This window comes from Candidatus Pantoea gossypiicola (assembly GCF_008632075.1).
GTDB classification, from domain to species: Bacteria; Pseudomonadota; Gammaproteobacteria; order Enterobacterales; family Enterobacteriaceae; genus Pantoea; species Pantoea gossypiicola.
This window is the reverse complement of record NZ_VWVM01000009.1, coordinates 69,834-93,261: the sequence shown is the minus strand read 5'-3', so window position 1 is coordinate 93,261 and position 23,428 is coordinate 69,834. Positions and strand designations below refer to the sequence as shown.

Genomic DNA, 23,428 nt, shown 5'->3' with positions numbered 1-23,428 from the left:
GCTATCCGTCATCTTTAGTCTTTGCCGAACGGGATGAAAAGCACTTACAGCCTCATTCCCGGTAAGACAAGCCTGAGCATATTATGTGTACAACAGACCCTTTTGAGCTTTCGTTTCGCGTCTAATGAGCGCGCAAATCACTCAAAAAACGTTTTGCACGCTCATGCTGTGGCCTGCTAAAAAAATTCTCCGGTGACGCTTTCTCCAGAATCTGCCCATGGTCCATAAACCAGATGGTATCCGCCACTTCGCGAGCAAAATTCATCTCGTGCGTCACGCACATCATCGTCATCCCCTCCTGCGCAAGCCCCCGCATAACATTCAATACTTCACCGACCATTTCCGGGTCAAGCGCCGAGGTAGGTTCATCAAACAACATGACCGGCGGTTTCATCGCCAGCGCACGCGCTATCGCCACCCGCTGCTGCTGACCGCCAGAGAGCTGTGCCGGATAAGCTCTCGCTTTATGGGATAAGCCCACGCGTTCCAGTAATTCCTCTGCATGCTGACGTGCCTGCGACCGCTTTACGCCCAGTACCTTCATGGGAGAGAGCATAATATTGTCAAGCACTGAGATATGCGGGAACAGGTTGAAATTCTGAAACACAAAACCGATGCGTGTGCGCAGCTGATTGAGGCGTGTACTGCTGCCATGAATATCCATGCCATCAAACAAAATTTGCCCCTGCTCAATCGGCTCCAGGCGGTTTACCGTACGGATTAACGTCGACTTTCCCGATCCGGAAGGGCCACACACCACTACCACTTCACCGGGTTTAATTTCAGCGCTCAGACTGGTCAGCGCCTGATATTCGCCATACCACTTGTTAACCTGATTAAAAAGAATCATGGGCCTCATGGCAGTTCCTTATTGAGATTGCGTTTTTGTCAGCACCAGCGGCGCAGCAACGGTTTCGTTATCAGTCATTGCACTACGCCGTTTACTCGCAATGCGCTGCTCCAGTTTCTCCGCCAGCCAGGTAAGACTGAAGCAGATGATGTAGTAGCTCATCGCAACAATCGCAAACACCTGGAATGGCTTGGTCAGCAGTTGGTTACTCACCTGGTTAGCGGCATACGTTAGCTCTGGCACGTTGATGACATAACCCAGCGTACTGTCCTTAATAATGGATACCAGCTGGCTGACCAGACTCGGCAGGGAGTTATAGAGCGCCTGCGGCAGTATCACTAAACGCAACGCTCTGATATGGCTCATGCCCAGCGCACGCGACGCCTCATATTGCCCCTGTGGCAGCGCCTGAATCCCTCCGCGAACAATCTCGGCGATATAGGCGCTTTCATAAATTATCAGCGTACACAGCATGGTAGAGAAGCCGCTGATATTATGGCCAATGAGCAGCGGTACACAGAAGTAGGTCCAGAACACCACCATCATCAGCGGGATGCCGCGCAGCAAATAGACCCAGCATGCCGCAGGCCAGCTGAGCCAGCGCCAGGATGCCAGGCGTGCCAGCCCCAGCAGAATCCCTACCGGAAAAGCAAACACCACGGCCAGTACAGAGATGAGTAAGGTACAGAGCACACCACCCAGCGGGCCACTCGGGTATTGTCCCATCAGTAACAGCATGCCGTTGTCGTGCAATATAGTGAAAAGGTCGAACATCGGGATTACCTCGCGTACGCGCGCTGGAAGTGTCGCGCCAGCAATGCGCCTGCGCCCATCAATAACAGGGAGACGGCAAGATAGCCCAGCGTTCCCACCAGATAAGCCTCGAAGGTGCGGAAGGTCTGGTTTTCAATATCACGCTTAACGTAGGTCAGTTCCATCACGCCGATGACCATTGCCAGACTGGTGTTTTTGAATAACAGGACGGTGTGGTTTACCACTGCTGGCAGGGCGTTACGGATGCCCTGCGGTAGTATTACCGATCTCATCGTGCGTACATATCCCATGCCCAGCGCGCGTGCCGCTTCGCTTTGTCCCTCCGGAATGGCGCGCAGGCCACTACGAATATCTTCAGAGAAGTAAGCCGCCTGACACAGGCCGAGAGCAAACAGGGCAAACAGGAACTCGGCATTAAAATCGTTAATCCACATCTGAAGCGATTCGGGCAGCAGCGACGGAATGGCGAAGTACCACATCATTAACTGAATCAGCGTCGGTACATTGCGGTGATAGGAGACATAGATCCTCACCAGCCATACGCCTGGGCGGTAAGCCGTCAGGCGGATGACGACCAGCAATAGCGCGATAAACATGGCGAGCAGCCAGGCACCCAATGCCAGTTGCAGGGTGATCGCAGCACCATCGACAATCATCTGGCCGAAGTGGCCGGTTACCACGCTGCTAAAATCGAGTGCCATAGTGTTTCCTTCTGACAGATGGATCAGGCCACACTCTCGCCCGGACGCATGGTAGAAAGTCCGCCAGGCACCTGCAGAGTCGGGGTGATTTCAATATTGCCGATATTGACGGCAATGGGGGCCGAAACCGCAAAGGCGACGCAGTCAGCGATATCGTTCGCCTCAGGCAGTTCAAAGCCATCAATGAACTGGCGGCGCGCCGCTTCGTGGTCACCGGAAACGTTGCCAAAAATATCGGTTGCTACACGGCCTGGACAGATTTCGGTAATCCGTACCCGCTTGCCGTAGCAATCGACACGCAGCTGACGTGATAACGCATGCACAGCGGCTTTCGTCGCGTGATAAACCGAGTTACCGCCAAAGTTATAGATTGCTGCAATGGAGGTGATGTTAATAACGTGACCGCAGTCGCGAGCCACCATGCCCGGAACCAGCATTCGGCAGAGATGCAGCACGGCACGCAGGTTGACATCCACCTGTGTTTCCACCACATGTTCGTCGGCATGTAAAATCGAACCGGGGTGGGATATGCCCGCATTGTTCACCAGAATATCCACCTGCAAATCACGGCACAGTTCAGTCAATGCCGTAAGGTCAGACACGTCAACGGCGTGCGGAATACAACCAGTACGTTCCGCCAGTGCCGCCAACTGCTCTTCCCGTCGTGCCACTGCGTGGACGGTAATCCCTTCCCGACACAAACGTTCAACAATCGCTGCACCCATGCCGGCAGAGGCACCGGTCACCAGCGCGACGTTATAATCTGAAAATGGCATTGTGCCTCTCCTGTTAGCGCCGTGGTGTCCATCACCGCGGTCTGAATCGCTCTGTTTTGACTCTATGCAGTAATGCCTTACGGGTATAAGACATAAAAGATGTGAGGCGATAAGGGGGGCTTATAACCGGCTTTACACGTTCACCATGATGTTGAGCTGAGCAACTTCACTGCCATACTCCACTGGCTGATCCTGCGTAACGGCGATCGACGTCAGCGTGCCGTCTGCCGGGCTGGTGACCGGTAAATAGAGATAGCCGACCTGTACCAGCGCCAGAACCTCATCCTGCTTTACCTGCTGTCCCGCCCTGGCGAAAGCCACACCATTGAGCGGATGTTGCAGCAGGATTTTGCCAGGTATCGGCGCAACGACGGCGGTCGACGCTGGCGCGTCAGGAAGTGAGACCGTGGCTGGCAGGGCAGGGGGCTTTGCATTGAGCTGCGGCGGACCCGGGTTATAATGCAGGCGTACCTTCCAGTCTTTACCGCTTAATTCAATACTGCCCAAACCGGCAGCGCGCATCTTGTGCGCGACCTGGCGTAATTCAGGGAGAGCTAATGAGTGTTTTTCCATAGTGGTTCCGTCGCAAATAAATATTGCGAACAGGTAACAGTACCTGTTACACATCTGCTGCACTCTAGCGCATTATCCTTAGCCCTGAGTAAGAGGGTTTCGCTTTGCGGTGATAAGCGCCACTTATTCATCCCACCAGCGTTAACGGACGATTATCAACGGTACGCCGCGCCATCAGTGACAGCAGAATAGCCTTTACTGCTTCCGCTGGTTCTGACAGAGGCAGGTGATCAGACATACAGAACGACAGCGAAGCCTGAACGTCCGGTTCGACAACTTTGGCCATCCAGGCATCAGAGGCTTTCAACATTGCCCGCGCGGCGGACTCCGGCATTATGGTGCAGCCCATGCCCGCAGCCAGCGCAGCATTGAGTGTGGTTTGCGATTCAATCTCGCACATCACCCTGTAACTAAGCCCGCCATGTATAAAGGCATCATCCACCACCTTACGCATAATGTTATAGATACGCGGCAGAAACAGGTCATAGCGCGCCACTTCGGCCAGCGCAATCTGTTTAACCGGCTGAGCAATGCTGTGTGGACAAACAAAGAAAAGATCTTCTTTCATCAATGGAATAAAACGCAGACCATGAATATTTCGGTTGTCGTAAATTACCGCCATATCCATGCGTCCGTTCATGATGAGTTCGCTGAGCGTGGTGCCGAAGTTTTCATTGAAGTAGAGCACGATGTCCGGATGCTGGCGCTGTACTTCTGCCAGTAGCGGTAGCGCCAGCTGCTGGGCGGCGGTGCCGGGTGCCAGTCCGATGGATACATGACCTGAGAGCGCCGCGTCAGCGCGATCAATCGCGCTCTGCGCCTGATCACACTGGCGCATGATCGCCTGCGCATGGGTATAAAGAATCTTCCCTGCTTCGGTTGGCGTCACGCCGCGCTTGGTTCGGATTAGCAGCTGCTGATTAACTTCGCCCTCCAGAGTTGCCAGTTGCTGGCTGAGCGCGGGCTGCGCGATATGCAAAATGTCTGCAGCTTGCGTCAGGCTGCCGACATCAACGATTTTGATAAAGTACTTCAGGCGGCGCAGATTCATGGGCAAGACCTCATAATATGGCGGACATGAGAGAATAAGCAAAGTTGATGCCAGAACTGTCATACCGCCTGCAGCGGCTATTCAGCTGTACCGGGCCCTGGGTTCTTCTCACGCAGGTTGCAACCTGCACTAATGCAGTGCGCTAGCCGCATCCGTCATCGTTTTGTGTTATAGCACCAAAACAAACCTCTATTAACCGCTGCCCGCGGCCAAACCCTATTCTCTCCGGGCACCCACCTGATTTATCAATGCTACCGGAAAACCTGCTTATGCCTGATATAGCCAATCGCTTAAAAAATGTTGCCGTTTCTGCCTCTGTTGCCATGACGCAAAAAGCGCGCGATCTTGCCGCGCAGGGAATTGATGTTGTAGGCCTGTCGACCGGCGAGCCTGACTTTCCAACCCCGGAACATGCCACGGAAGCGGCTTACGTGGCGGCGCGCGCAGGGGACACACGTTACCCGCCGACCGATGGCACACCCGCATTACGCGCGGCTATTCAGCGTAAGTTTAAGCGCGATAACGGGCTGGATTACGATATCAGTCAGATTCTGAGCGCTGGCGGCGCGAAACAGATTATTTTCAATGCCATGCTGGCCACCATCAACCCGGGTGATGAAGTGGTGATCCCGACCCCGTCATGGATTAGCTATGCCGATATCGTAAAATTTGCCGGCGGCACGCCTGTGCCGGTGTTGTGTCATGAAGAAAACGGCTTTAAACCTCTGCCCGCCGACCTGCAGGCGGCTATTACCGACAATACCAAATGGCTGCTGCTCAACTACCCGAGCAACCCGACCGGTTCTGTTGCCAGCCGCAGTGAATTGCAGGCAATTGCCGATGTGATGCTGGATCATCCTCACATCTGGATCCTGACCGACGATATTTATGAACACCTGATTTATGATGGCGTCTCCTTCGTGACCATCGCCCAGGTAGAACCCCGCCTGTACGATCGCGTTCTGACGGTGAATGGGGTATCAAAAGCGTACTCAATGACCGGCTGGCGTCTTGGTTTCTGTGGTGGCCCGCTGAAACTCATCAGGGCAATGAGTAATGTAAATACCCAGAACAGTGGCGGCGTGACGACCCTGACACAGGCGGCGGCTGTCGCCGTGCTTGACGGCCCGCAGACGCTGTTAAAGGAGCGGGCGACAATCTATCGCCAGCGTCGCGACTACGTGCTGGAGCGGCTGAACGCGGTGGACGGATTGAGCTGTCATCGCCCGCAGGGGGCTTTTTACCTTTTCGTGAATATTGCCGCGTTTATTGGCAAGACCAGCGCTGGTGGACGTCTCATCAGTCATGATGCCGACTTTGTTATGGCACTGATTGAAGAGCAGCATGTGGTGACGGTACAGGGCGCAGCGTATGGTATGAGTCCTTATTTCCGCCTCTCGTATGCCACCAGTATGGAACGTCTACAGACGGGTTGCGATCGTATCGCGGCATTTTGCGCCGGTTGCCACTGAATGGCAGCCAGTCTGACATAAAAAAAGCGGTGCTTACGCCGCTTTTTTTTACGCCAATGACCCGTCCTGAATAGCGTTGCCACATTTTCCCGGTGTTCTCAGGAGAATGTGATGAAACAGTATGTTAAACGTACACAACGCAATACTCTCTGTCCTTTAAACTGGCTGTCGTTGAGCAGGCTGAAAAAGGCGAAATGACAGATGGCTATGACTGTTACCAGAACGCGCTGGCGGAGAGGGTTAATGGGATCCTGAAAAACGAGCTGCTGATAACTCACCCGGAAGGTGTTATTCAGGCAGGGAGGATGGTGGCAGAGTCACTTGAAATCCATAATAGTCAGCGACCACATCTGTTGCTGAAATACAAAACGCCTGATGCAGTGCATCAGGCGTTTTGACGGCATAACGTGTCAACCTATGCGGGTCTAGTCACAACGCTTAGTCGTTATCCCAACAGCACCTCCGAGGCCGGACACACGCTGCCGCCATTGGCTTCGATCTCGTTACGCACTATCGCTGCCAGTTCCACCGAACCCGGCGTATCACTGTGGATCAGAATCGAGCGTGCCCGAATAGGCAGCAGGTCACCTTCAATCGTGGTAACCGTCCCTTCCAGCAGAAACTGTCGCACGCGTGAGCGAACGGCACTTTCCGTGGTAATGACCGCTCCCGGCTTGCCGCGCGGCACCAGCTGACCTTTAGCATCATAGGCACGATCGGCGAGAAATAGCGTCAGGGTCGGCAGACCAATGCTTTGCGCCGCCCGCTCAATGATCGTGTCCGGCTGGGCAAAGATAATCAGATCAGGATCGATGCGCGCAATCGCCTGCATCACCTGCAATGCCACCGTTGCATCGCGATTAATAATATTGCCCATCGCAGCATGGAAGCTGAGGTGCGTCACGCGTGTGCTTTCAGCGCAGGCGATGGCGCGGAGGGCACCGAGTTGGTAAATCACCTGCTGGCACAATTCATCTGCGCTGAATGGTAATTCACGGCGGCCAAAGCCCTGGCGATCCGGCAGCCCAGGATGTGCGCCAATGCCGACGCCGTGCGCCTTCGCCAGGCGCACCATTCGCGTCATAATAGACGGATCACCGGCATGGAAACCACAGGCCACATTTGCGGATGAGACCACCTGCATCAGCGCCGCGTCATCACATACCTGCCAGACGCCAAAGCCTTCGCCCATATCAGAATTCACATCGATTTTCATGATCTTGTCCTGCTCAGAGATTCAGAGATTCAGAGATTCAGAGATTCAGAGATTCAGAGATTCAGAGATTCGCCACGTTCTTCATTGGCGGCACATCGCGGCGCAGACGATTCAGCCACTCATCCACCGCCTGCTTAATCGCCAGCGCCTCGCGCGCGTCACTGCGCACCAGCTGTAATGACTGTCCAGGCTGCAGCTGGCCGAGCTGCCATAAATCCTCTTCAATCACGCAGGCGATTTTTGGGTAGCCGCCTGCTGTATTGGCATCGCTCAGTTGAATTATGGGTTCTCCGGCGGGCGGCACCTGCACGATGCCCGGGATCAGACCATAGGAACGCATCTCCACACTCTGCGAAGGCTGGATAGGTTCACCAGAAAGGCGATAGCCCGTGCGGTTGCTTTGCCGTGACACCTGCCAGCTTTGCTGCCAGAAGCGTTCATGGTCAGCGGCGAATAACGCATATTCACCGGCAGGAATAGCACGCAGCTGAATATGGCCGTTGCGGTTACGTGGAAAAACCGACCCCAGCGCGACGAATGGCGGTACGATACCGATCCCCGTTGTCGGTAATGGCCGGACGCTGGTCACACCTATCGGCAACCGATCGCCACGTTGTAACTGACGGCCTGCGAAACCGCCGAAGCTACCGCGCAGCGCGGTGCTGCGCGAACCCATCACTTCTGGCACATCAATACCGCCCGCTACGCACAGATAACCGCGTGCGCCGCAGCGCGGATAGCGCAACTCCAGAAGCTGCCCGCTGCGCACCCGGCAACCCCACCACGGCGGTAACGCCACGCCATCCAGCTGTCCACGGCAGTCTGCGCCAGTGAGCGCAATGCAGGCATCGCGCAGGAAACGCACGCGAAACGGAAACATCTGGACTTCAATAGCCGCGGCGTTTTCATCATTGCCTAACAGCAGGTTGCCGGCGCGAAGTGCCAGCGCATCCATCGCCCCGCTTACCGATACCCCCAGTTGTCGCCAGGCAGTACGGCCCAAATCCTGCACCGTATTGAGCGCGCCACTCTGTTCAATCTCAATCACAGCTCAACCCTCTCCGGCAGGAAGCGAATAGTGTCACCGGGTGCCATCAGCGCCGGGCTTTCCGCATAGGGATCAAACACCTCGATTTCGGCATAACCAATGGCATTCCAGCCGTTCGGACCGGTGAGTACCGAGACACCTGCCTGTGCGCCGCCAATGGTGACGGTACCTTTCAGCATATTGAGCGACGGGACTTTCTTGCGCGGCGTCGCCAGTGCCGGATCGAGGCCATGTAAATAGCCAAATCCCGGTGCGCTACCGAGCGCAAACACGGTGTATTTACCCTGATGGTGACGTCGAATCACCTCACGGGCGGAAAATCCGCTGTGTTGACACACTGCCGCCAGGTCTGTGGCGTGTTCGCCTCCGTAACAGACCGGAATTTCAATCAACTGACCCTGCGGATGAACCTCCCTGGCCTGACTCCAGTAATCGCGTAGCTGCGTTTCCACCGCCTCGCTGTCCGTCTGAATTGTGCGGAACAGCACCAGCAGGTTGGTCACCCCCGGGATCAGTGACTCGACGTCATCTCGCTGCGCCAGCAGCTGTGCCAGTGACCAGATACGACGCTGGGCTGGCAGATCGAATGCCCCTGGCGCCTCCACCAGCCACGCACGACCACCCATGGTCGAGAGTGTTACGTTCTCTCCGTCGTTTGCCGTGATGACAGGGTGAGCACGACTTATCAGTTCACTCGCCAAAACACCCATCCGTTATTCCAGTGGTTCGAATTTCAGACTGGAGAGCGGCTGAACGCGCTCTTCGCGTACCATTTTGTATTCGGTTTTTGGCCCAATCCAGGTGTCCCAGATCCTGTCGATGGTGCCATCATTATCCATTGCTTTCAGACTGGTGTTGACGCTGGCCAGCAATGACGGTTCGTCACGTTTCATGCCGACACCAATGGGTTCCAGCGCCATTGGCTCTTTGATCATCGCCAACTCAACGCCATCTTTCTTCGCCTGCGAAATCATTTTGATACCGGTCATGGTGTTGGTGACAAACCCCACCGCCTTGTTTTGTTGCAGGGCAAGGAATGCTGACGCCGCATCCTGGAATGTCACAGCTTTACCGCCTTTGAGATGAATCGACTGCTCGGACGTGGTGCCCTTGGTAGCACTGATGCGTTTGCCTTTGAAATCGTCCAGCGACTTGCCTGCATTGGCCTTTTTCACCAGCAGCATCTCTTTTGCCACGTAGTAGGGGTCACTGAACTGAATCTGTTTACCGCGTGTTTTGGTGTACGCCAGGTTGGCGATGAGCACATCGGCACGGCCCGTGGCGATCACAGCGATACGCGCTTCCACCGAGGTCGGCATCAGGATCGCTTTCACCCCCATCTGTTTCGCCAGAGCATGGCACAGGTCCACATCCATCCCCACCAGTTGACGTGTTTTTGCGTCCGGCGAAGAGAAGGGTGGAACATCGGAATAGACCGCGCATTTCAGCTCATTGCGCGCTTTAATATCGGAAAGCAGATCCGCTTTTGCGGATGAAAAGGTTAGTAACAGTGGCAGGGCCAGTGCAACGTAAGCGCATTTTTTTAATGTCATTATCATGTTCCCCGAAAGTGTTAATTCACCTGTGACAATCGTTCTGGACTATATCGGCTTTGCAAAAAAGCCAGTAAGAGGGAAACCCTGTCGGGCGATACACAATTTATATGACGTCCTGCACGGCGGATTGAGAAAGACTAAGAGCAGCTAACCGACTCGCGTGTAAAGGCATAACGATGAATGGCAAAATTGGCGTATTGCTGAAAATCCTGTCGGCACTCTGCGCGACACTGATGCTGGCTTGTGTGAAAGGGTTGGGCGGCGCGATCCCCACCGGGGAGGTCATTTTCTTTCGCTCATTTGTCGCCTTAATTCCACTGCTCATCTGGCTAAAACTACAAGGGAACATCCTTAGTAGTCTGAGAACCAGGAATATTTTCGGCCACCTGATTCGCGGCTTTTCCGGCACAGGCGGGATGTATTTCAATTATCTGGCGCTGGTCTATATCACGCTGGCTGACGCCACGGCAATCAGTTACGCTGCGCCGCTGTTTACAGTGATCATGGCGGCACTGTTATTAAAAGAACAGGTGCGCTTAACGCGCTGGATCGCGGTGGTGATAGGTTTTTTCGGCATTATACTCATGCTTTCAGCGAACCTTGCTGCCAGCGGCTCCATCTTTTCAACCGCGAATGTCGTGGCGGGCACGGGGCTGGGCGCGATATTTGCACTGATTGCTGCGGTATGCACTGCAACCTCAATGGTCCAAATCCGGTTTCTGAATGGTATTGAACAACCGGGTGCCATCGTGTTCTACTTTTCGCTGATGACCATGCTGATTGGCCTGGGAACACTGGCATTTGGCTGGACGGTACCCACGTCACAGCAGCTATTGCTACTTATCGGCTGCGGTTTCTTTGGTGGGATGGCGCAAATCCTGGTGACGCTGAGTCTGCGCTATGCTGATGCGTCGTTATTAGCGCCTTTTGATTACACCACGCTGGTATGGTCAATGGTTATTGGCTGGTTGTTCCTCAACAGCTTCCCAGGACCGTCGACCATTATGGGCGCGGCAATTGTCGCATTGGCAGGGATATTTACCGTCTGGAGCGATCGCCGCCAGCGTAAAGCGCAGATCATTCGTTCGTCCGGTTAAGCTGGCCAGTCCAGGAAAACGCACCCAATTGAATACACGCATTTTCATCAAGGACCTGGCGGACCCCGGTGATAGGAATAAGCCGTCATTTCTCCTAAGGTCAGGACTGGCCTGCATGTGCATTTTAGTATGCTGCTTAACACAGTCCTCTTTTCACACATTAACGTCACCCTGCACGAGCGCGTACCGGACCCGCATGTAAGTCTCTGCTTTATCTGATTTGAAAATAAAAGCGTAAAAGATAAGCCTAACCTGCGCGCCCCTCATCGTCAGGTCACCGGTGCCGGGTTAAACACCGCCAGCTGATTACGGATGCCCCAGCGATCGGACCAGGTCTGCTTCCTGCCACTGGCAATGTCCAGAATCAACTCAAATAACCGCCAGCCCACCTGTTCAATACTCTCTTCACCAGTCGCAATCGTCCCGGCATTGATGTCCATCAGATCGTGCCAGCGCTCTGCCAGCGCATTACGCGTCGCCATCTTGATGACCGGAATCGCAGCCAGACCGTAGGGCGTTCCGCGACCGGTAGTGAAAACCTGTAGCGTGATACCGGACGCCAGCTGCTGCGTACCGCAGACAAAATCGCTGGCGGGCGTCGCCGCGTAGATCAGGCCACGTCGCGTAGGTCGCTGACCGGGCGAGAGCACTTCGACAATGGCGCTGCGCCCCGATTTGGCGATTGACCCCAGCGCTTTTTCCACCACGTTTGCCAGTCCGCCTTTTTTATTGCCCGGCGACGGATTCGCGCTGCGATCGGTCTGGCCCTGGTCGAGGTAGTTGTCATACCAGGCCATCTCCTCCAGTAAGCGCTTACCGACTTCCTGATTAATCACCCGCGGCGTCAGCAGGTGAATCGCATCACGCACTTCAGTGACTTCCGAAAACATCACCGTCGCACCGCAGCGCACCAGCAAGTCGGACGCGTAGCCCACTGCCGGATTCGCCGTCACGCCCGAGAATGCATCGCTGCCACCGCACTGCATGCCGACAATCAGTTCTGCAGCAGAACAGGTTTCACGCTGGCGCTGATTCAGCCGCTGGAGATGACGCTCCGCCACCTGCAGAATCTCATTCACCATCGCACCAAAGCCCACCAGCTTTTCATCCTGCAGGCGCACAATGTCATGATCGTCCAGCGAAATCGCCTGCACATCGGGCGTGCCGGTCAGCAGACGCTCCGGCTGTAACTTCTCACAGCCAAGGCTGACGATCATGACTTCGCCACCGAAATTGGCATTCAGCGCCAGGTTATGAATGGTGCGAATCGGCACGACCGCCGCGGGTGCATTAATCGCCACGCCGCAGCCATAAAGGTGGTTGAGCGCGACCACGCCATCCACATTCGGATAGCGCGGCAGTAAATCCCGTTCAATGATCTGTACGACATGATCCACCACACCGGCCACACAGTGGACGCTGGTGGTGATGCCGAGCAGGTTACGCGTGCCGACGCTGCCATCCGCATTGCGATAACCTTCAAAGGTATAGCCTTCCAGCGGCGGTAATTCAGGCGGAACCTGCGTGGCTAACGGCAGACTCGCCAGCGGAGGCGCTTCCGGCAGCGCGACCAGCGACTCATCAATCCAGCTGCCCTGGGCAATATCCCGTAGTGCATAGCCGATGACTTCACCATAACGCACGATCTCCGCACCCTGGTTAATGGCGTGCAGCGCCACTTTGTGACCCTGTGGCACATGCTCCGTGAGTGTCAGGCCATCCGCAAACTGCGTGCCGGCTGGCAGACCCAGGCTGTTGACCACAATCGCCACATTGTCGTGCTCATGAACTTTGATATAGAGCGGTTGTTCATCTGATTTGGGGTACATCGCTCACCTTCCCGTCTGTCGTGCCGTACTTGTGCGGCACGCTGTAATGTTCTGACCTGTCACACGTTTGTTTGCCATCTCCAGTATAAGGAGGCGGAGCAGGGTGCGCATTGTGCAAATGACCACCATTGAGACAATTCGCCTTATTGATTTGGGGCGATTATCCAGAAGCAAGTGAAGAGCCTCACAAACAGCGGGGGAAAGCGTTACCTGAGGCGGTTTTCGCCCGGTTATTTGCCGCTTTCGTGAGCCATCCCGCAGCGTTTTGTGCATCCGCCACACAATCAATTCACCGCAGGCGTTATTCCAGGGCGATGTGCCAATGTGCTCGCTTCAGGCTGTTCTTATACTGGGCTCCGTTAGCCAAAGTCAGGTTATCTGTCACGACGTATTACTCATCCGCAGAGGTTGCAGAAGCGCATTGGCTGCCCCTTCGCAGATGGATAAATAAAGGTTTGCCAGAACAAAAAAGATCGCCGTGTTTAACCCAACTTCTCTCTGATACCCAACGCGATGTGTATGCAGTCAGAGCGAATGTAGCTCACGCTATATTTCAGGAGTGCATCATGAATAGTTTCAGCCAGACCGCGGAAACGGTGCAGAAGCGCACCAATGCCCGCTACTGGATTGTGGTGATGTTATTTATCGTCACCTCATTCAACTACGGTGACCGCGCAACCATCTCGATTGCCGGTTCCGCGATGTCCAAAGATATCGGTCTCGATTCGGTCGGACTTGGCTATATCTTCTCTGCCTTCTCATGGGCGTATGTTATCGGGCAGATTCCGGGCGGCTGGCTGCTCGACCGCTTCGGCTCTAAACGCGTCTATTTCTGGAGCATCTTTACCTGGTCGCTGTTTACGCTGCTGCAGGGTTTCGTGGATATCTTCAGCGGCTTCGGCATCATCATGTCGCTGTTTATCCTGCGTTTCATGGTCGGTCTGGCTGAAGCGCCCTCCTTCCCCGGCAATAGCCGGATTGTAGCTGCCTGGTTCCCGGCGCAGGAGCGCGGCACGGCGGTAGCGATCTTCAACTCCGCGCAATACTTCGCCACCGTGATCTTTGCACCTATCATGGGCTGGCTGGTCTCTGAAGTGGGCTGGGCGCACGTATTCTGGTTCATGGGCGGCCTGGGCATCATCCTCAGTTTTATCTGGCTGAAAGTGATCCACGATCCTACCGATCATCCCGGCGTGAACAAAGCGGAACTGGCGTATATGGAGCAGGGCGGCGCACTGATTAACATGGATGTTAAAAAGGATACCCGCAAGGTGGGCTGGAGCGAGAAGTGGTTCCAGATCAAGCAGCTGCTGACGTCACGCATGATGCTGGGTATCTACCTTGGTCAGTACTGTGTCAACGCCCTGACTTACTTTTTCATCACCTGGTTCCCGGTCTATCTGGTGCAGGCGCGCGGCATGTCGATTCTCAAAGCGGGCTTTATCGCCTCGGTTCCGGCGGTGTGCGGCTTCCTCGGCGGCGTTCTGGGCGGAGTCATCTCTGACTGGCTGATGCGGAAAACCGGATCGCTGAATATCGCGCGTAAAACGCCAATCGTGCTCGGCATGCTGCTCTCCATTTCGATGGTGATGTGCAACTACACCGAAACCGAATGGATGGTGGTGTTCTTTATGGCACTGGCGTTCTTTGGTAAAGGCATTGGCGCGCTGGGCTGGGCGGTGATGGCCGATACCGCACCGAAAGAGATCAGCGGTCTCAGCGGCGGCCTGTTCAATATGTTCGGTAACTTCTCCGGCATCGTGACCCCTATCGCTATCGGTTACATCATCGCCACCAGTGGTTCCTTTGAAGGTGCGCTGGTCTATGTCGGCATTCATGCTTTTGTCGCAGCCTTCAGCTTCCTGGTCATTGCTGGCGATATTAAACGTGTCGAACTGAAATCCTGGCCCGGTAAGGATGCATCATGAATACGCAACGTTCCCCGGTGATTACTGAGATGCAGGTTATCCCGGTCGCCGGTTACGACAGCATGCTGCTTAATATTGGCGGTGCGCACAACGCCTGTTTTACCCGCAACATTGTGGTGCTAACCGACAGCGCCGGTCACACCGGCGTCGGTGAAGCGCCAGGCGGCGACACCATCTATCAGACGCTGGTGGAGGCAATTCCGCAGGTGAAAGGTCAGCAGATTGCCCGCATGAACCGCCTGGTGCAGCAGGTGCACAAAGGGAATCAGTCGGCTGACTTCACTACCTTTGGCAACGGTGCCTGGACCTTTGAACTGCGCGTCAATGCGGTGGCTGCGCTGGAAGCGGCGCTGCTCGATTTACTGGGGCAGTGTCTGGGCGTCCCTGTGGCTGAACTGCTGGGGCCGGGCAAGCAGCGTGATGAAGTCACGGTGCTGGGCTATCTGTTCTATCTCGGCGACCGTCGCAAAACCGATCTCCCTTATCTCAGTGGCGATCAGGCCAGCCACGACTGGTATCACCTGCGTCATCAGGAAGCGCTGACCAGCGATGCCGTGGTGCGTCTGGCTGAGGCGGCACAGGATAAGTACGGCTTTAAAGATTTCAAGCTCAAAGGTGGCGTGCTCCCCGGCGAGCAGGAGATCGCTACGGCGGCAGCGCTTAAGCAGCGCTTTCCCGGCGCGCGCATCACGGTCGACCCCAACGGTGCCTGGCTGCTGGACGAGGCGATAGCGCTGTGTAAAGGGATGCAGGATGTGCTGAGCTACGCCGAAGATCCCTGTGGAGCAGAGCAGGGCTATTCGGGGCGTGAAGTGATGGCCGAGTTCCGGCGCGCCACCGGCCTGCCGGTCGCGACCAATATGATTGCCACTAACTGGCGCGAGATGAACCACGCGGTGATGCTGAATGCGGTCGATATTCCGCTGGCGGATCCGCACTTCTGGACACTGAGCGGTGCCGTGCGTGTCGCGCAGCTATGCGATGAGTGGGGCCTTACCTGGGGTTGCCACTCCAATAACCACTTCGATATTTCTCTGGCAATGTTCACCCATGTGGGTGCGGCGGCACCGGGCAATCCCACCGCGATTGATACCCACTGGATCTGGCAGGAGGGCGATCAGCGCCTGACCAAAAATCCGCTGCAAATCCGCAACGGAAAAATTGCCGTACCGGATGCACCGGGTCTGGGCATTGAGCTCGACTGGGAGCAGGTAAACAAAGCCCATCAGCTTTATCAGTCACTGCCCGCCGGTGCGCGTAACGACGCGACGGCGATGCAGTATCTGATCCCCGGCTGGACATTTGACCGCAAGCGCCCGGCATTTGGCCGGACAACAGCATAAGGAGCAGGAGATGAGTTCAACACCGAAAGTGACCGCCATGCAGGTTATTCCGGTCGCAGGCTACGACAGCATGCTGCTGAACCTCAGCGGCGCTCACTCGCCATTCTTTACCCGCAACATTGTGATTATCAAAGATAATGCCGGACACACCGGCGTCGGCGAAATTCCAGGCGGCGAGAAAATCCGCCAGACGCTGGAAGATGCCGCCTCGCTGGTGGTCGGCAAAACGCTGGGTGAGTACAAAAATACCCTCAGCCTGGTGCGAAGCACTTTTGCTGACCGTGATGCGAACGGGCGCGGTAACCAGACGTTTGATCTGCGCACCACAATCCATGTGGTGACCGGCATTGAAGCCGCGCTGCTTGATCTGCTGGGCCAGCACCTGGGCGTCAACGTCGCCTCGCTGCTGGGCGACGGGCAGCAGCGCGACAGCGTTGAGATGCTCGGCTACCTGTTCTACATCGGCGACCGCAATAAAACCTCGCTCTCTTATCAGAATCAGCAAGACGATCCGTGCGACTGGTATCGCCTGCGCCACGAAGAGGCATTAACGCCGGATGCGGTAGTGCGCCTGGCAGAAGCGGCTTATGAGAAATATGGCTTTAACGACTTCAAGCTCAAAGGTGGCGTGCTACGCGGCGGTGAAGAGGCCGAAGCGGTCACGGCGCTGGCAAAACGTTTTCCTGAAGCCCGTATTACCCTCGATCCCAACGGGGCCTGGTCGCTCAATGAGGCAATCATGCTCGGCAAACAGCTCAAAGATGTGCTGGCCTACGCAGAAGATCCCTGTGGCGCAGAGCAGGGCTATTCAGGTCGTGAAGTGATGGCGGAGTTCCGTCGTGCGACCGGCATGCCCACCGCCACCAATATGATCGCCACCGACTGGCGGCAGATGGGGCATACCCTGTCGCTGCAGTCGGTGGACATTCCCCTGGCCGATCCGCACTTCTGGACCATGCAGGGCTCCGTGCGGGTGGCGCAGATGTGTCACGACTTCGGCCTGACCTGGGGCTCGCACTCTAACAACCACTTTGATATTTCGCTGGCGATGTTTACCCATGTTGCTGCCGCCGCGCCGGGTGCCATCACCGCTATTGATACCCACTGGATCTGGCAGGAGGGCAATCAGCGCCTGACCAAAGAGCCGCTCCGGATTAAAGGCGGCATGGTGCAGGTGCCGCAGAAGCCGGGTCTTGGCGTAGAGCTGGATATGGATCAGGTGATGCAGGCTAATGCGCTCTATCAGAAGCAGGGGCTGGGCGCGCGTGACGATGCTGAAGCGATGCAATTTTTAGTACCGGGATGGACGTTCGACAATAAGCGTCCGTGCCTGGTACGTTAACCTTTCTGGCTCCCGCCGCGGAGCCACCGTCACAGGAGTTCAACCATGAGTAATGCAGCCTGGCCCAATGGATTTCGTCGTCGCCTGTTAGCGGGCGACACCCTGATTGGCAGCTGGTGTGCGCTGGCCAGTCCGATCTCAACTGAAATCCTGGGGCTGGCCGGTTTCGACTGGCTGGTACTGGATGGCGAACACGCACCCAACGACATCACGACCTTCGTGCCGCAGCTGATGGCACTGAAAGGCAGCCACAGCGCCCCCGTGGTGCGTCCGCCCTGCAACGAGCCGGTGATCATTAAGCGACTGCTGGATATCGGGTTTAATAACTTTCTGGTGCCGTTTGTCGAGACCGAAGAGGAAGCACTGCGTGCGGTCGCCTCAACCCGCTATCCGCCCGCCGGGATTCGCGGTGTCTCGGTATCGCACCGCAGCAACATGTACGGCACGTTGCCGGATTACAACAGCACCATCAATGACAACATCACGGTGCTGGTGCAGATCGAAACCCAGCAGGCAGTCGACAACATTGATGCCATTGCAGCCGTTGACGGCGTCGACGGTATTTTTGTCGGGCCGGGCGATCTTTCCGCTGCACTGGGCTATCTCGGCCAGCCTGCGCATCCTGAAGTGCTGAAAGTGATTAAACACATTTTTGAACGTGCCAGAGCCGCCGGTAAGCCGAGCGGCATTCTGGCACCGGTGGAAGCGGACGCGCGTCGCTATCTGGAGTGGGGTGCCACCTTTGTGGCCGTCGGCAGCGATGTCGGGATGTTCCGCAACGCCTCGCAGGCGTTATGCGACAAATTTAAGCGTTAATCAATCAAGGGGAAACGCAATGAAAATTGGATTCATCGGCCTGGGCATTATGGGCAAACCCATGAGTAAGAATCTGGTAAAAGCCGGTTATTCGCTGGTGGTACGCGATCACAACGCCGAAAACGAAGCAGAGCTGACGGAACTGGGCGCGACCGTGGCGAAAACGCCAAAAGAGGTGGCTGAGCAGTGTGATGTGGTGATTACCATGGTGCCGAACTCGCCGCAGGTGATCGAGGTCTGCCTGGGGAAAAACGGTATCATTGAAGGGGCGAAGCCGGGCCTGGTGGTGATAGACATGAGTTCCATTGCGCCGCTGGCGAGCCGGGAAGTGCATGATGCGCTGGCAGAAAAGCAGATAAAAATGCTGGATGCGCCGGTCAGCGGCGGCGAACCAAAAGCGATTGAAGGCACGCTCTCTGTGATGGTCGGCGGTGATAAAGCCGTGTTCGATTCCTGCTATGACATCATGAAATCCATGGCCGGATCGGTCGTCCATACCGGCGACATCGGTGCAGGTAACGTCACCAAGCTGGCAAACCAGGTGATTGTGGCGCTGAACATTGCGGCAATGTCCGAGGCGCTGTCGCTGGCGACTAAAGCGGGGGTAAATCCGGATCTGGTTTATCAGGCGATTCGCGGTGGGCTGGCGGGCAGCACAGTACTGGATGCCAAAGCGCCGATGGTGATGGATCGCAACTTCAGGCCAGGCTTTCGTATCGACCTGCATATCAAAGATCTGGCGAACGCGCTGGACACGTCGCACAGCATCGGCGCGCATCTGCCGCTGACGGCGGCGGTGATGGAGATGATGCAGGCGCTGCGCAACGATGGACAGGGTAACGCCGACCACAGCGCGCTGGCCTGCTATTATGAGAAGTTAGCGAAGGTTGAAATCGTCCGCTAAAACCCGGTGCCGGTCTCTCCAAACCGGACTGGTCAGGAGCCGTTTTAATTACTCAACTGCGCTCGGATTGCCTATGAAAATCGTAATCGCACCGGATTCATATAAAGAGAGTTTATCCGCCCTGGATGTGGCATCGGCGATTGAAGCGGGTTTCCGTGATATTTTTCCCGATGCGCATTACGTGAAAATACCGGTTGCCGACGGTGGCGAAGGCACGGTAGAAGCGATGGTGGCGGCGACGAAGGGAAAAATCGTCAGGCTGAAGGTGACCGGGCCGCTGGGCACGCAGGTCGACGCCTTTTATGGCTTGTCCGGCGATGAGTCCACTGCTTATATCGAAATGGCAGCGGCTAGCGGACTGGAGCGGGTGCCCGCTTCACAGCGTGACCCGTTGATCACGACCTCATTCGGCACCGGCGAGTTGATCAGACATGCGCTGGATAAGGGCGTCGGTCACATCATCATTGGTATTGGCGGTAGCGCCACCAACGACGGCGGTGCCGGGATGATGCAGGCGCTCGGTGCCCGATTGCTCGACACCCAGGGCAACGAGATTGGTCACGGTGGTGGCGCGCTCTCTCAGCTCGCCAGCATTGATATTGACGCCCTGGATGCCCGCATCCATCAGTGCCGCATTGAAGTGGCCTGTGACGTCACTAATCCGCTGACCGGCAAAGAGGGCGCATCGGCCATTTTCGGTCCGCAGAAAGGGGCGACCCCGGCGCTGGTGCAGCAGCTCGATCAGGCGCTGGCCCATTACGCCGCGATTATCCACCGCGATCTCGACATCGATGTGCTGCATATTCCCGGCGGCGGTGCAGCGGGCGGCATGGGCGCGGCGCTGCACGCCTTCTGTCAGGCGGAGCTGCGGCGCGGCATTGAGATTGTTACTGAGGCGCTGGGGCTGGCTGAAGAAGTCAAAGATGCGGACCTGGTGATTACCGGTGAAGGGCGTATCGACAGCCAGAGTATTAATGGCAAGGTGCCGATTGGGGTCGCCAGCGTGGCAAAGCGTTTTAACAAGCCGGTGATTGGCATCGCCGGAAGCCTGACGGCAGATGTCGGCGTGGTGCATCAGCATGGGATTGATGCGGTATTCAGCGTGCTTTACAGCGTCTGTACGCTGGATGAGGCACTCGCGAATGCCGGAAAGAATGTTGAGATGACGGCGCGTAATGTGGCCGCGACGCTAAAACTGGCCGGATTTCACTGACTGTTATGATATCCGGCCAGGCAATGCGAGCCTGATAGTCCTGACGGTGATGCTGGCGGTAAACATAGTTTTACGGCATCAGCCCTTTACCCTGGGGACAGGTGCGTCAGCGGAAGCTAAAGCTCCTGCCGGTTAGGGTTTGCGCGTATAGCTGGCGTGGCAACAGGCCGGTCAGACCTCCCCGAACCCCAACAGTCGCCGGGCTTCTCTGGCAACGTTCTCCATCTCATCCTGCAGCTCCAGTAGTTCCGGCTCCAGCGCGGCGATATCGCTGGCCTCCAGCAATCCTCGTTCCAGCTGATGACAAAGTTGCTTCATGCGCGGCACGCCGCTGTAGCTGGCACTGCCGTGCAGCTTGTGAATAATTTCACGCAGGGCGTTGACCTCATTGGTCGTCATAAACTGCGCCATCTTCGCATGCACTTCCGGTAAAAACTCCAGCAGCATTCGCAGCAGATCGCGCGCCAGCTCGGGTTTGTTTGCCGCCTGTCGCAGCGCCAGCTGCCAGTCCAGCGTCGGTAATATTGGCTGCAGTTCAGGCAGGGAGACCACCGGCGGCGGCGTATAGCGCGCCAGCAGCTGTCTCAGCTTGCTCTCATCAATCGGCTTGGCAAGATAGTCATTCATACCCGCCTTGATCAGCTGTTCACGCTCGCCATCAATGGCATGTGCGGTCACCGCCACAATCGGTGTATTTGCGTGATGCGGCAGCCCCCGGATAATTTCACTGGCGCGAATGCCATCAATCTCAGGCATCTGAATATCCATCAGAATCACATCCAGCGACTGCTGACGCGCTTCACGGATGGCGTGTTCTGCGCTGCTGCATAGCAGGATGTTCTGCACCTGCTCCTCCAGCAGCGCGCCAATCAGCTTGAGGTTGGCCGGGTTATCATCCACTGCCATCACCGTCAGCGGCAGTCGCGGTGACAGCGGCAGTTCGCTGACCTGGCGGGTATGGAGATCCAGTAACATCGGCAGAAGCCGCGTCAGAGAGATCGGCTTAGCGATGCAGCCGTCAATGCCGCGTACCTTTAGTTCATCAGCCAGCAACATCATCGGGCTGGGAAGGGCCATCAGCACGTTGTCTGCCCGATCAAGCAGCCCATTGATCAGGCGCTCATTAAGCAGTTCAGGCTGGCTGAAACCGACCGGCATCGCCATCAGCAGCAGCGGATAGTGAGACGCTTTTAGTCCCTCCAGCGTTTCGCTGTAGTCGATCTGCAATGGGGTAGCGCTCAGCATCTCCAGCGCGGCGCTGGCAACGTTAGCATCCGCTTCCACATAGGCAATGCGCGCATGGGACAGCGCATCCAGCACGCGAGGCATACCGGGCGCATTAGGATTGAGATCCAGCTGTACGCGAATCACAAAGGTCGACCCCTGATCCGGCTGGCTGCTGAAGGTGATTTCACCTCCCATCTCTCGCACCAGCTTCTGAGTGATGACCAGACCCAGCCCGGTGCCGCCATGGCGGCGCGTAATGCTGGCGTCAGCCTGACGAAACGCCTGGAACAGCTGTGTCTGCTGCTGCTCAGAGATGCCGATGCCGGTGTCCTCAACCTGAATCTCCAGCTCGACGCGTGACTGGGTAATCACCCGCTGTCCGACGCGCAGGCCGATGTAACCCTGCTCGGTAAACTTAATGGCGTTACCAATCAGGTTGATCAGAATCTGTTGCAGGCGCAGCGCATCGCCAATCACGTTATCCGGCACGCTGCTGTCACACACCACCGTCAGCTCCAGCCCCTTTTCATGTGCCGACGGTGCCAGCAGCACCAGGGTCTCATCCAGCGTGGCGCGCAGCGGGAAGGGGATCGCCTCCAGCATCAGCTTGCCCGCTTCCAGCTTCGAAAAATCGAGCACGTCGTTGATAATACTAAGCAGGTTATTGGCTGAGCGTTCAATGGTTTGCATATAGTCGCGTTGGGTGGTGCGCAGCTGGGTTTTCAGCATCTGTCGGGTAAAGCCCAGTACGCCATTGAGCGGCGTTCGCAGCTCATGCGACATATTGGCCAGAAACTCAGATTTAATACGCGCCGCCTCCTGCGCGCGTTTCTTCGCCAGATCCAGTTCAACATTCTGAATTTCCAGCTGCTCCAGCGTCTCTCTTAAATCCCAGGTTGCCTGGTCGATATTGTGCTGCATCTCTTCGTGATAGGCGGTCAGCGACATCGCCATCGCGTTAATGCCGTTTTTCAGAATGTTGAGTTCACCCAGCATGTAGCCCTCAACGCGGCTGTCGAGCTGGCCGCGACGGATACGGTCAACGGTGGTAACCATATTGCGGATCGGGCCGGTGACATCGCGCATCAGACGATAAGCAAACAGCATGGCAAGACAAAGGCAGAAGAGCAGCATCAGCGTGGCAACAAACACCTCTTTGTACTGCTGCAGGCGCACCGACTGCATATCAAGTTCAATCGCAACATAGCCCAGCGGATTGCCCGCTGGCTTGGCATCTTCATCCGGTAATTCATCCACATCGTAACGCTCGGAGGTAATCGGCGTACGCAGAATTAATAGGCTGCCGTGGCGCTCCATTGAGACATCGTCAGGCAGGGCGCGGATATCATCCTGTTGCAGCAGGCTGAGATTTTGCTTGTGGTTAGAGGTGACATAGAGCTGATTGTGATTGTCAAACACCGAGATGGCCCGGACGATGCTGGAATGGCGGCGATGCAGCAGGCTGACCAGTTCACGCATGGCATCCCGGTTGTGCCACGTCATGCTGTATTCGCTGGAGATCGCCAGGGGTTCGATGATGTTAGCCCCGGCATCGATCACCTGGCGCTGTAGCTCATTGTAGCGATGCACCACAAAAAATGAGCTGAGCAGCAGGCCAACCATCAGCGTGGGTGCCAGAATTAAAATCATCATTCGCGCCCGCAGGCTGTATTTGGTCATAATAGTCGCCTGGCTACTCCGGCATTAACGTC

The 23,428-nt window shown here is 56.2% G+C and carries 20 protein-coding genes and 1 pseudogene; 9 read left to right on the top strand and 12 right to left on the bottom strand.

Features of this window, described 5'->3' with window-relative positions:
• Nucleotides 1-121: 121 nt before the first annotated feature.
• The 6 genes from F3I20_RS13450 to nac form a co-directional block, all read right to left on the bottom strand.
• A complete protein-coding gene (locus F3I20_RS13450; protein WP_150014058.1) occupies nucleotides 122-859 on the bottom strand; it encodes an amino acid ABC transporter ATP-binding protein in 738 nt (245 codons plus the stop codon).
• 9 nt (nucleotides 860-868) lie between these two features.
• Complete coding sequence (locus tag F3I20_RS13445) at nucleotides 869-1,624, bottom strand: amino acid ABC transporter permease (RefSeq protein ID WP_150019347.1); 756 nt, start codon at nucleotides 1,622-1,624, stop codon at nucleotides 869-871.
• A 5-nt stretch (nucleotides 1,625-1,629) separates the two neighbouring features.
• Complete coding sequence (locus tag F3I20_RS13440; RefSeq protein WP_150037781.1) at nucleotides 1,630-2,325, bottom strand: amino acid ABC transporter permease; 696 nt, start codon at nucleotides 2,323-2,325, stop codon at nucleotides 1,630-1,632.
• A gap of 23 nt (nucleotides 2,326-2,348) precedes the next feature.
• Nucleotides 2,349-3,101 carry an SDR family oxidoreductase gene (locus tag F3I20_RS13435; RefSeq protein ID WP_150014684.1) on the bottom strand — a complete coding sequence of 251 codons (753 nt, stop codon included), beginning with the start codon at nucleotides 3,099-3,101 and terminating at the stop codon, nucleotides 2,349-2,351.
• A gap of 132 nt (nucleotides 3,102-3,233) precedes the next feature.
• Nucleotides 3,234-3,674 carry an acetyl-CoA carboxylase biotin carboxyl carrier protein gene (locus F3I20_RS13430; RefSeq protein WP_150014682.1) on the bottom strand — a complete coding sequence of 147 codons (441 nt, stop codon included), beginning with the start codon at nucleotides 3,672-3,674 and terminating at the stop codon, nucleotides 3,234-3,236.
• Nucleotides 3,675-3,801: 127 nt separating this feature from the next.
• On the bottom strand, nucleotides 3,802-4,725 hold the full coding sequence (nac, locus tag F3I20_RS13425; protein WP_150014680.1) for a nitrogen assimilation transcriptional regulator NAC: 924 nt from the start codon (nucleotides 4,723-4,725) through the stop codon (nucleotides 3,802-3,804).
• 269 nt (nucleotides 4,726-4,994) lie between these two features.
• On the opposite strand from nac, the gene F3I20_RS13420 reads away from it, so the two are divergent.
• Entirely contained in the window at nucleotides 4,995-6,197 is a 1,203-nt protein-coding gene (locus tag F3I20_RS13420; RefSeq protein ID WP_150014678.1) for a pyridoxal phosphate-dependent aminotransferase, read from the top strand.
• 194 nt (nucleotides 6,198-6,391) lie between these two features.
• Nucleotides 6,392-6,595, top strand: a pseudogene (locus F3I20_RS13415) (integrase core domain-containing protein); the annotation flags it as partial.
• 47 nt (nucleotides 6,596-6,642) lie between these two features.
• Here F3I20_RS13415 and F3I20_RS13410 read toward each other — a convergent pair.
• The 4 genes from F3I20_RS13410 to F3I20_RS13395 all read right to left on the bottom strand — a co-directional run bounded on the left by F3I20_RS13410 (nucleotide 6,643) and on the right by F3I20_RS13395 (nucleotide 10,014).
• Nucleotides 6,643-7,413 carry a LamB/YcsF family protein gene (locus tag F3I20_RS13410; RefSeq protein WP_150014676.1) on the bottom strand — a complete coding sequence of 257 codons (771 nt, stop codon included), beginning with the start codon at nucleotides 7,411-7,413 and terminating at the stop codon, nucleotides 6,643-6,645.
• Between the two features lie 61 nt (nucleotides 7,414-7,474).
• Nucleotides 7,475-8,461, bottom strand: a complete 987-nt coding sequence (locus tag F3I20_RS13405; protein WP_150014674.1) for a 5-oxoprolinase subunit C family protein — start codon at nucleotides 8,459-8,461, stop codon at nucleotides 7,475-7,477.
• Nucleotides 8,458-9,087 (bottom strand): 5-oxoprolinase subunit PxpB, encoded by a 630-nt coding sequence (gene pxpB / locus F3I20_RS13400; protein WP_223811656.1) that lies wholly within the window; start codon nucleotides 9,085-9,087, stop codon nucleotides 8,458-8,460. Before pxpB ends, F3I20_RS13405 begins: the two co-directional genes overlap by 4 nt.
• A gap of 87 nt (nucleotides 9,088-9,174) precedes the next feature.
• Nucleotides 9,175-10,014 carry an ABC transporter substrate-binding protein gene (locus F3I20_RS13395; RefSeq protein ID WP_150014670.1) on the bottom strand — a complete coding sequence of 280 codons (840 nt, stop codon included), beginning with the start codon at nucleotides 10,012-10,014 and terminating at the stop codon, nucleotides 9,175-9,177.
• Between the two features lie 179 nt (nucleotides 10,015-10,193).
• Here F3I20_RS13395 and F3I20_RS13390 point away from each other — a divergent pair, with 179 nt between their 5' ends.
• Entirely contained in the window at nucleotides 10,194-11,114 is a 921-nt protein-coding gene (locus F3I20_RS13390; RefSeq protein WP_150014668.1) for a DMT family transporter, read from the top strand.
• Between the two features lie 269 nt (nucleotides 11,115-11,383).
• Here the strand turns inward: F3I20_RS13390 and garD are convergent, their stop codons facing one another.
• Entirely contained in the window at nucleotides 11,384-12,943 is a 1,560-nt protein-coding gene (gene garD, locus F3I20_RS13385) for a galactarate dehydratase (RefSeq protein ID WP_150037780.1), read from the bottom strand.
• 566 nt (nucleotides 12,944-13,509) lie between these two features.
• Here garD and F3I20_RS13380 point away from each other — a divergent pair.
• The 6 genes from F3I20_RS13380 (at nucleotide 13,510) to F3I20_RS13355 (ending at nucleotide 20,489) form a co-directional block, all read left to right on the top strand.
• A complete protein-coding gene (locus F3I20_RS13380) occupies nucleotides 13,510-14,871 on the top strand; it encodes an MFS transporter (protein WP_150037779.1) in 1,362 nt (453 codons plus the stop codon).
• A complete protein-coding gene (locus F3I20_RS13375) occupies nucleotides 14,868-16,214 on the top strand; it encodes an enolase C-terminal domain-like protein (RefSeq protein WP_150014662.1) in 1,347 nt (448 codons plus the stop codon). Before F3I20_RS13380 ends, F3I20_RS13375 begins: the two co-directional genes overlap by 4 nt.
• 10 nt (nucleotides 16,215-16,224) lie before the next feature.
• Entirely contained in the window at nucleotides 16,225-17,556 is a 1,332-nt protein-coding gene (gudD, locus tag F3I20_RS13370) for a glucarate dehydratase (RefSeq protein WP_150037778.1), read from the top strand.
• A 45-nt stretch (nucleotides 17,557-17,601) separates the two neighbouring features.
• Complete coding sequence (gene garL, locus F3I20_RS13365) at nucleotides 17,602-18,372, top strand: 2-dehydro-3-deoxyglucarate aldolase (protein WP_150014658.1); 771 nt, start codon at nucleotides 17,602-17,604, stop codon at nucleotides 18,370-18,372.
• A 19-nt stretch (nucleotides 18,373-18,391) separates the two neighbouring features.
• Complete coding sequence (gene garR / locus F3I20_RS13360; RefSeq protein ID WP_150014656.1) at nucleotides 18,392-19,276, top strand: 2-hydroxy-3-oxopropionate reductase; 885 nt, start codon at nucleotides 18,392-18,394, stop codon at nucleotides 19,274-19,276.
• A 73-nt stretch (nucleotides 19,277-19,349) separates the two neighbouring features.
• Nucleotides 19,350-20,489 (top strand): glycerate kinase, encoded by a 1,140-nt coding sequence (locus tag F3I20_RS13355; RefSeq protein ID WP_150014654.1) that lies wholly within the window; start codon nucleotides 19,350-19,352, stop codon nucleotides 20,487-20,489.
• Nucleotides 20,490-20,660: 171 nt separating this feature from the next.
• Here the strand turns inward: F3I20_RS13355 and barA are convergent, their stop codons facing one another.
• Nucleotides 20,661-23,396 (bottom strand): two-component sensor histidine kinase BarA, encoded by a 2,736-nt coding sequence (gene barA / locus F3I20_RS13350; RefSeq protein WP_150014652.1) that lies wholly within the window; start codon nucleotides 23,394-23,396, stop codon nucleotides 20,661-20,663.
• Nucleotides 23,397-23,428 lie beyond the last annotated feature (32 nt).

Coding starts and splice junctions, on each gene's coding strand:
- F3I20_RS13450 (WP_150014058.1), bottom strand. CDS start 859: ATGAGGCCCATGATTCTTTTTAATCAGGTTAACAAGTGGTATGGCGAA.
- F3I20_RS13445 (WP_150019347.1), bottom strand. CDS start 1,624: ATGTTCGACCTTTTCACTATATTGCACGACAACGGCATGCTGTTACTG.
- F3I20_RS13440 (WP_150037781.1), bottom strand. CDS start 2,325: ATGGCACTCGATTTTAGCAGCGTGGTAACCGGCCACTTCGGCCAGATG.
- F3I20_RS13435 (WP_150014684.1), bottom strand. CDS start 3,101: ATGCCATTTTCAGATTATAACGTCGCGCTGGTGACCGGTGCCTCTGCC.
- F3I20_RS13430 (WP_150014682.1), bottom strand. CDS start 3,674: ATGGAAAAACACTCATTAGCTCTCCCTGAATTACGCCAGGTCGCGCAC.
- nac (WP_150014680.1), bottom strand. CDS start 4,725: ATGAATCTGCGCCGCCTGAAGTACTTTATCAAAATCGTTGATGTCGGC.
- F3I20_RS13420 (WP_150014678.1), top strand. CDS start 4,995: ATGCCTGATATAGCCAATCGCTTAAAAAATGTTGCCGTTTCTGCCTCT.
- F3I20_RS13410 (WP_150014676.1), bottom strand. CDS start 7,413: ATGAAAATCGATGTGAATTCTGATATGGGCGAAGGCTTTGGCGTCTGG.
- pxpB (WP_223811656.1), bottom strand. CDS start 9,087: ATGGGTGGTCGTGCGTGGCTGGTGGAGGCGCCAGGGGCATTCGATCTG.
- F3I20_RS13395 (WP_150014670.1), bottom strand. CDS start 10,014: ATGACATTAAAAAAATGCGCTTACGTTGCACTGGCCCTGCCACTGTTA.
- F3I20_RS13390 (WP_150014668.1), top strand. CDS start 10,194: ATGAATGGCAAAATTGGCGTATTGCTGAAAATCCTGTCGGCACTCTGC.
- garD (WP_150037780.1), bottom strand. CDS start 12,943: ATGTACCCCAAATCAGATGAACAACCGCTCTATATCAAAGTTCATGAG.
- F3I20_RS13380 (WP_150037779.1), top strand. CDS start 13,510: ATGAATAGTTTCAGCCAGACCGCGGAAACGGTGCAGAAGCGCACCAAT.
- F3I20_RS13375 (WP_150014662.1), top strand. CDS start 14,868: ATGAATACGCAACGTTCCCCGGTGATTACTGAGATGCAGGTTATCCCG.
- gudD (WP_150037778.1), top strand. CDS start 16,225: ATGAGTTCAACACCGAAAGTGACCGCCATGCAGGTTATTCCGGTCGCA.
- garL (WP_150014658.1), top strand. CDS start 17,602: ATGAGTAATGCAGCCTGGCCCAATGGATTTCGTCGTCGCCTGTTAGCG.
- garR (WP_150014656.1), top strand. CDS start 18,392: ATGAAAATTGGATTCATCGGCCTGGGCATTATGGGCAAACCCATGAGT.
- F3I20_RS13355 (WP_150014654.1), top strand. CDS start 19,350: ATGAAAATCGTAATCGCACCGGATTCATATAAAGAGAGTTTATCCGCC.
- barA (WP_150014652.1), bottom strand. CDS start 23,396: ATGACCAAATACAGCCTGCGGGCGCGAATGATGATTTTAATTCTGGCA.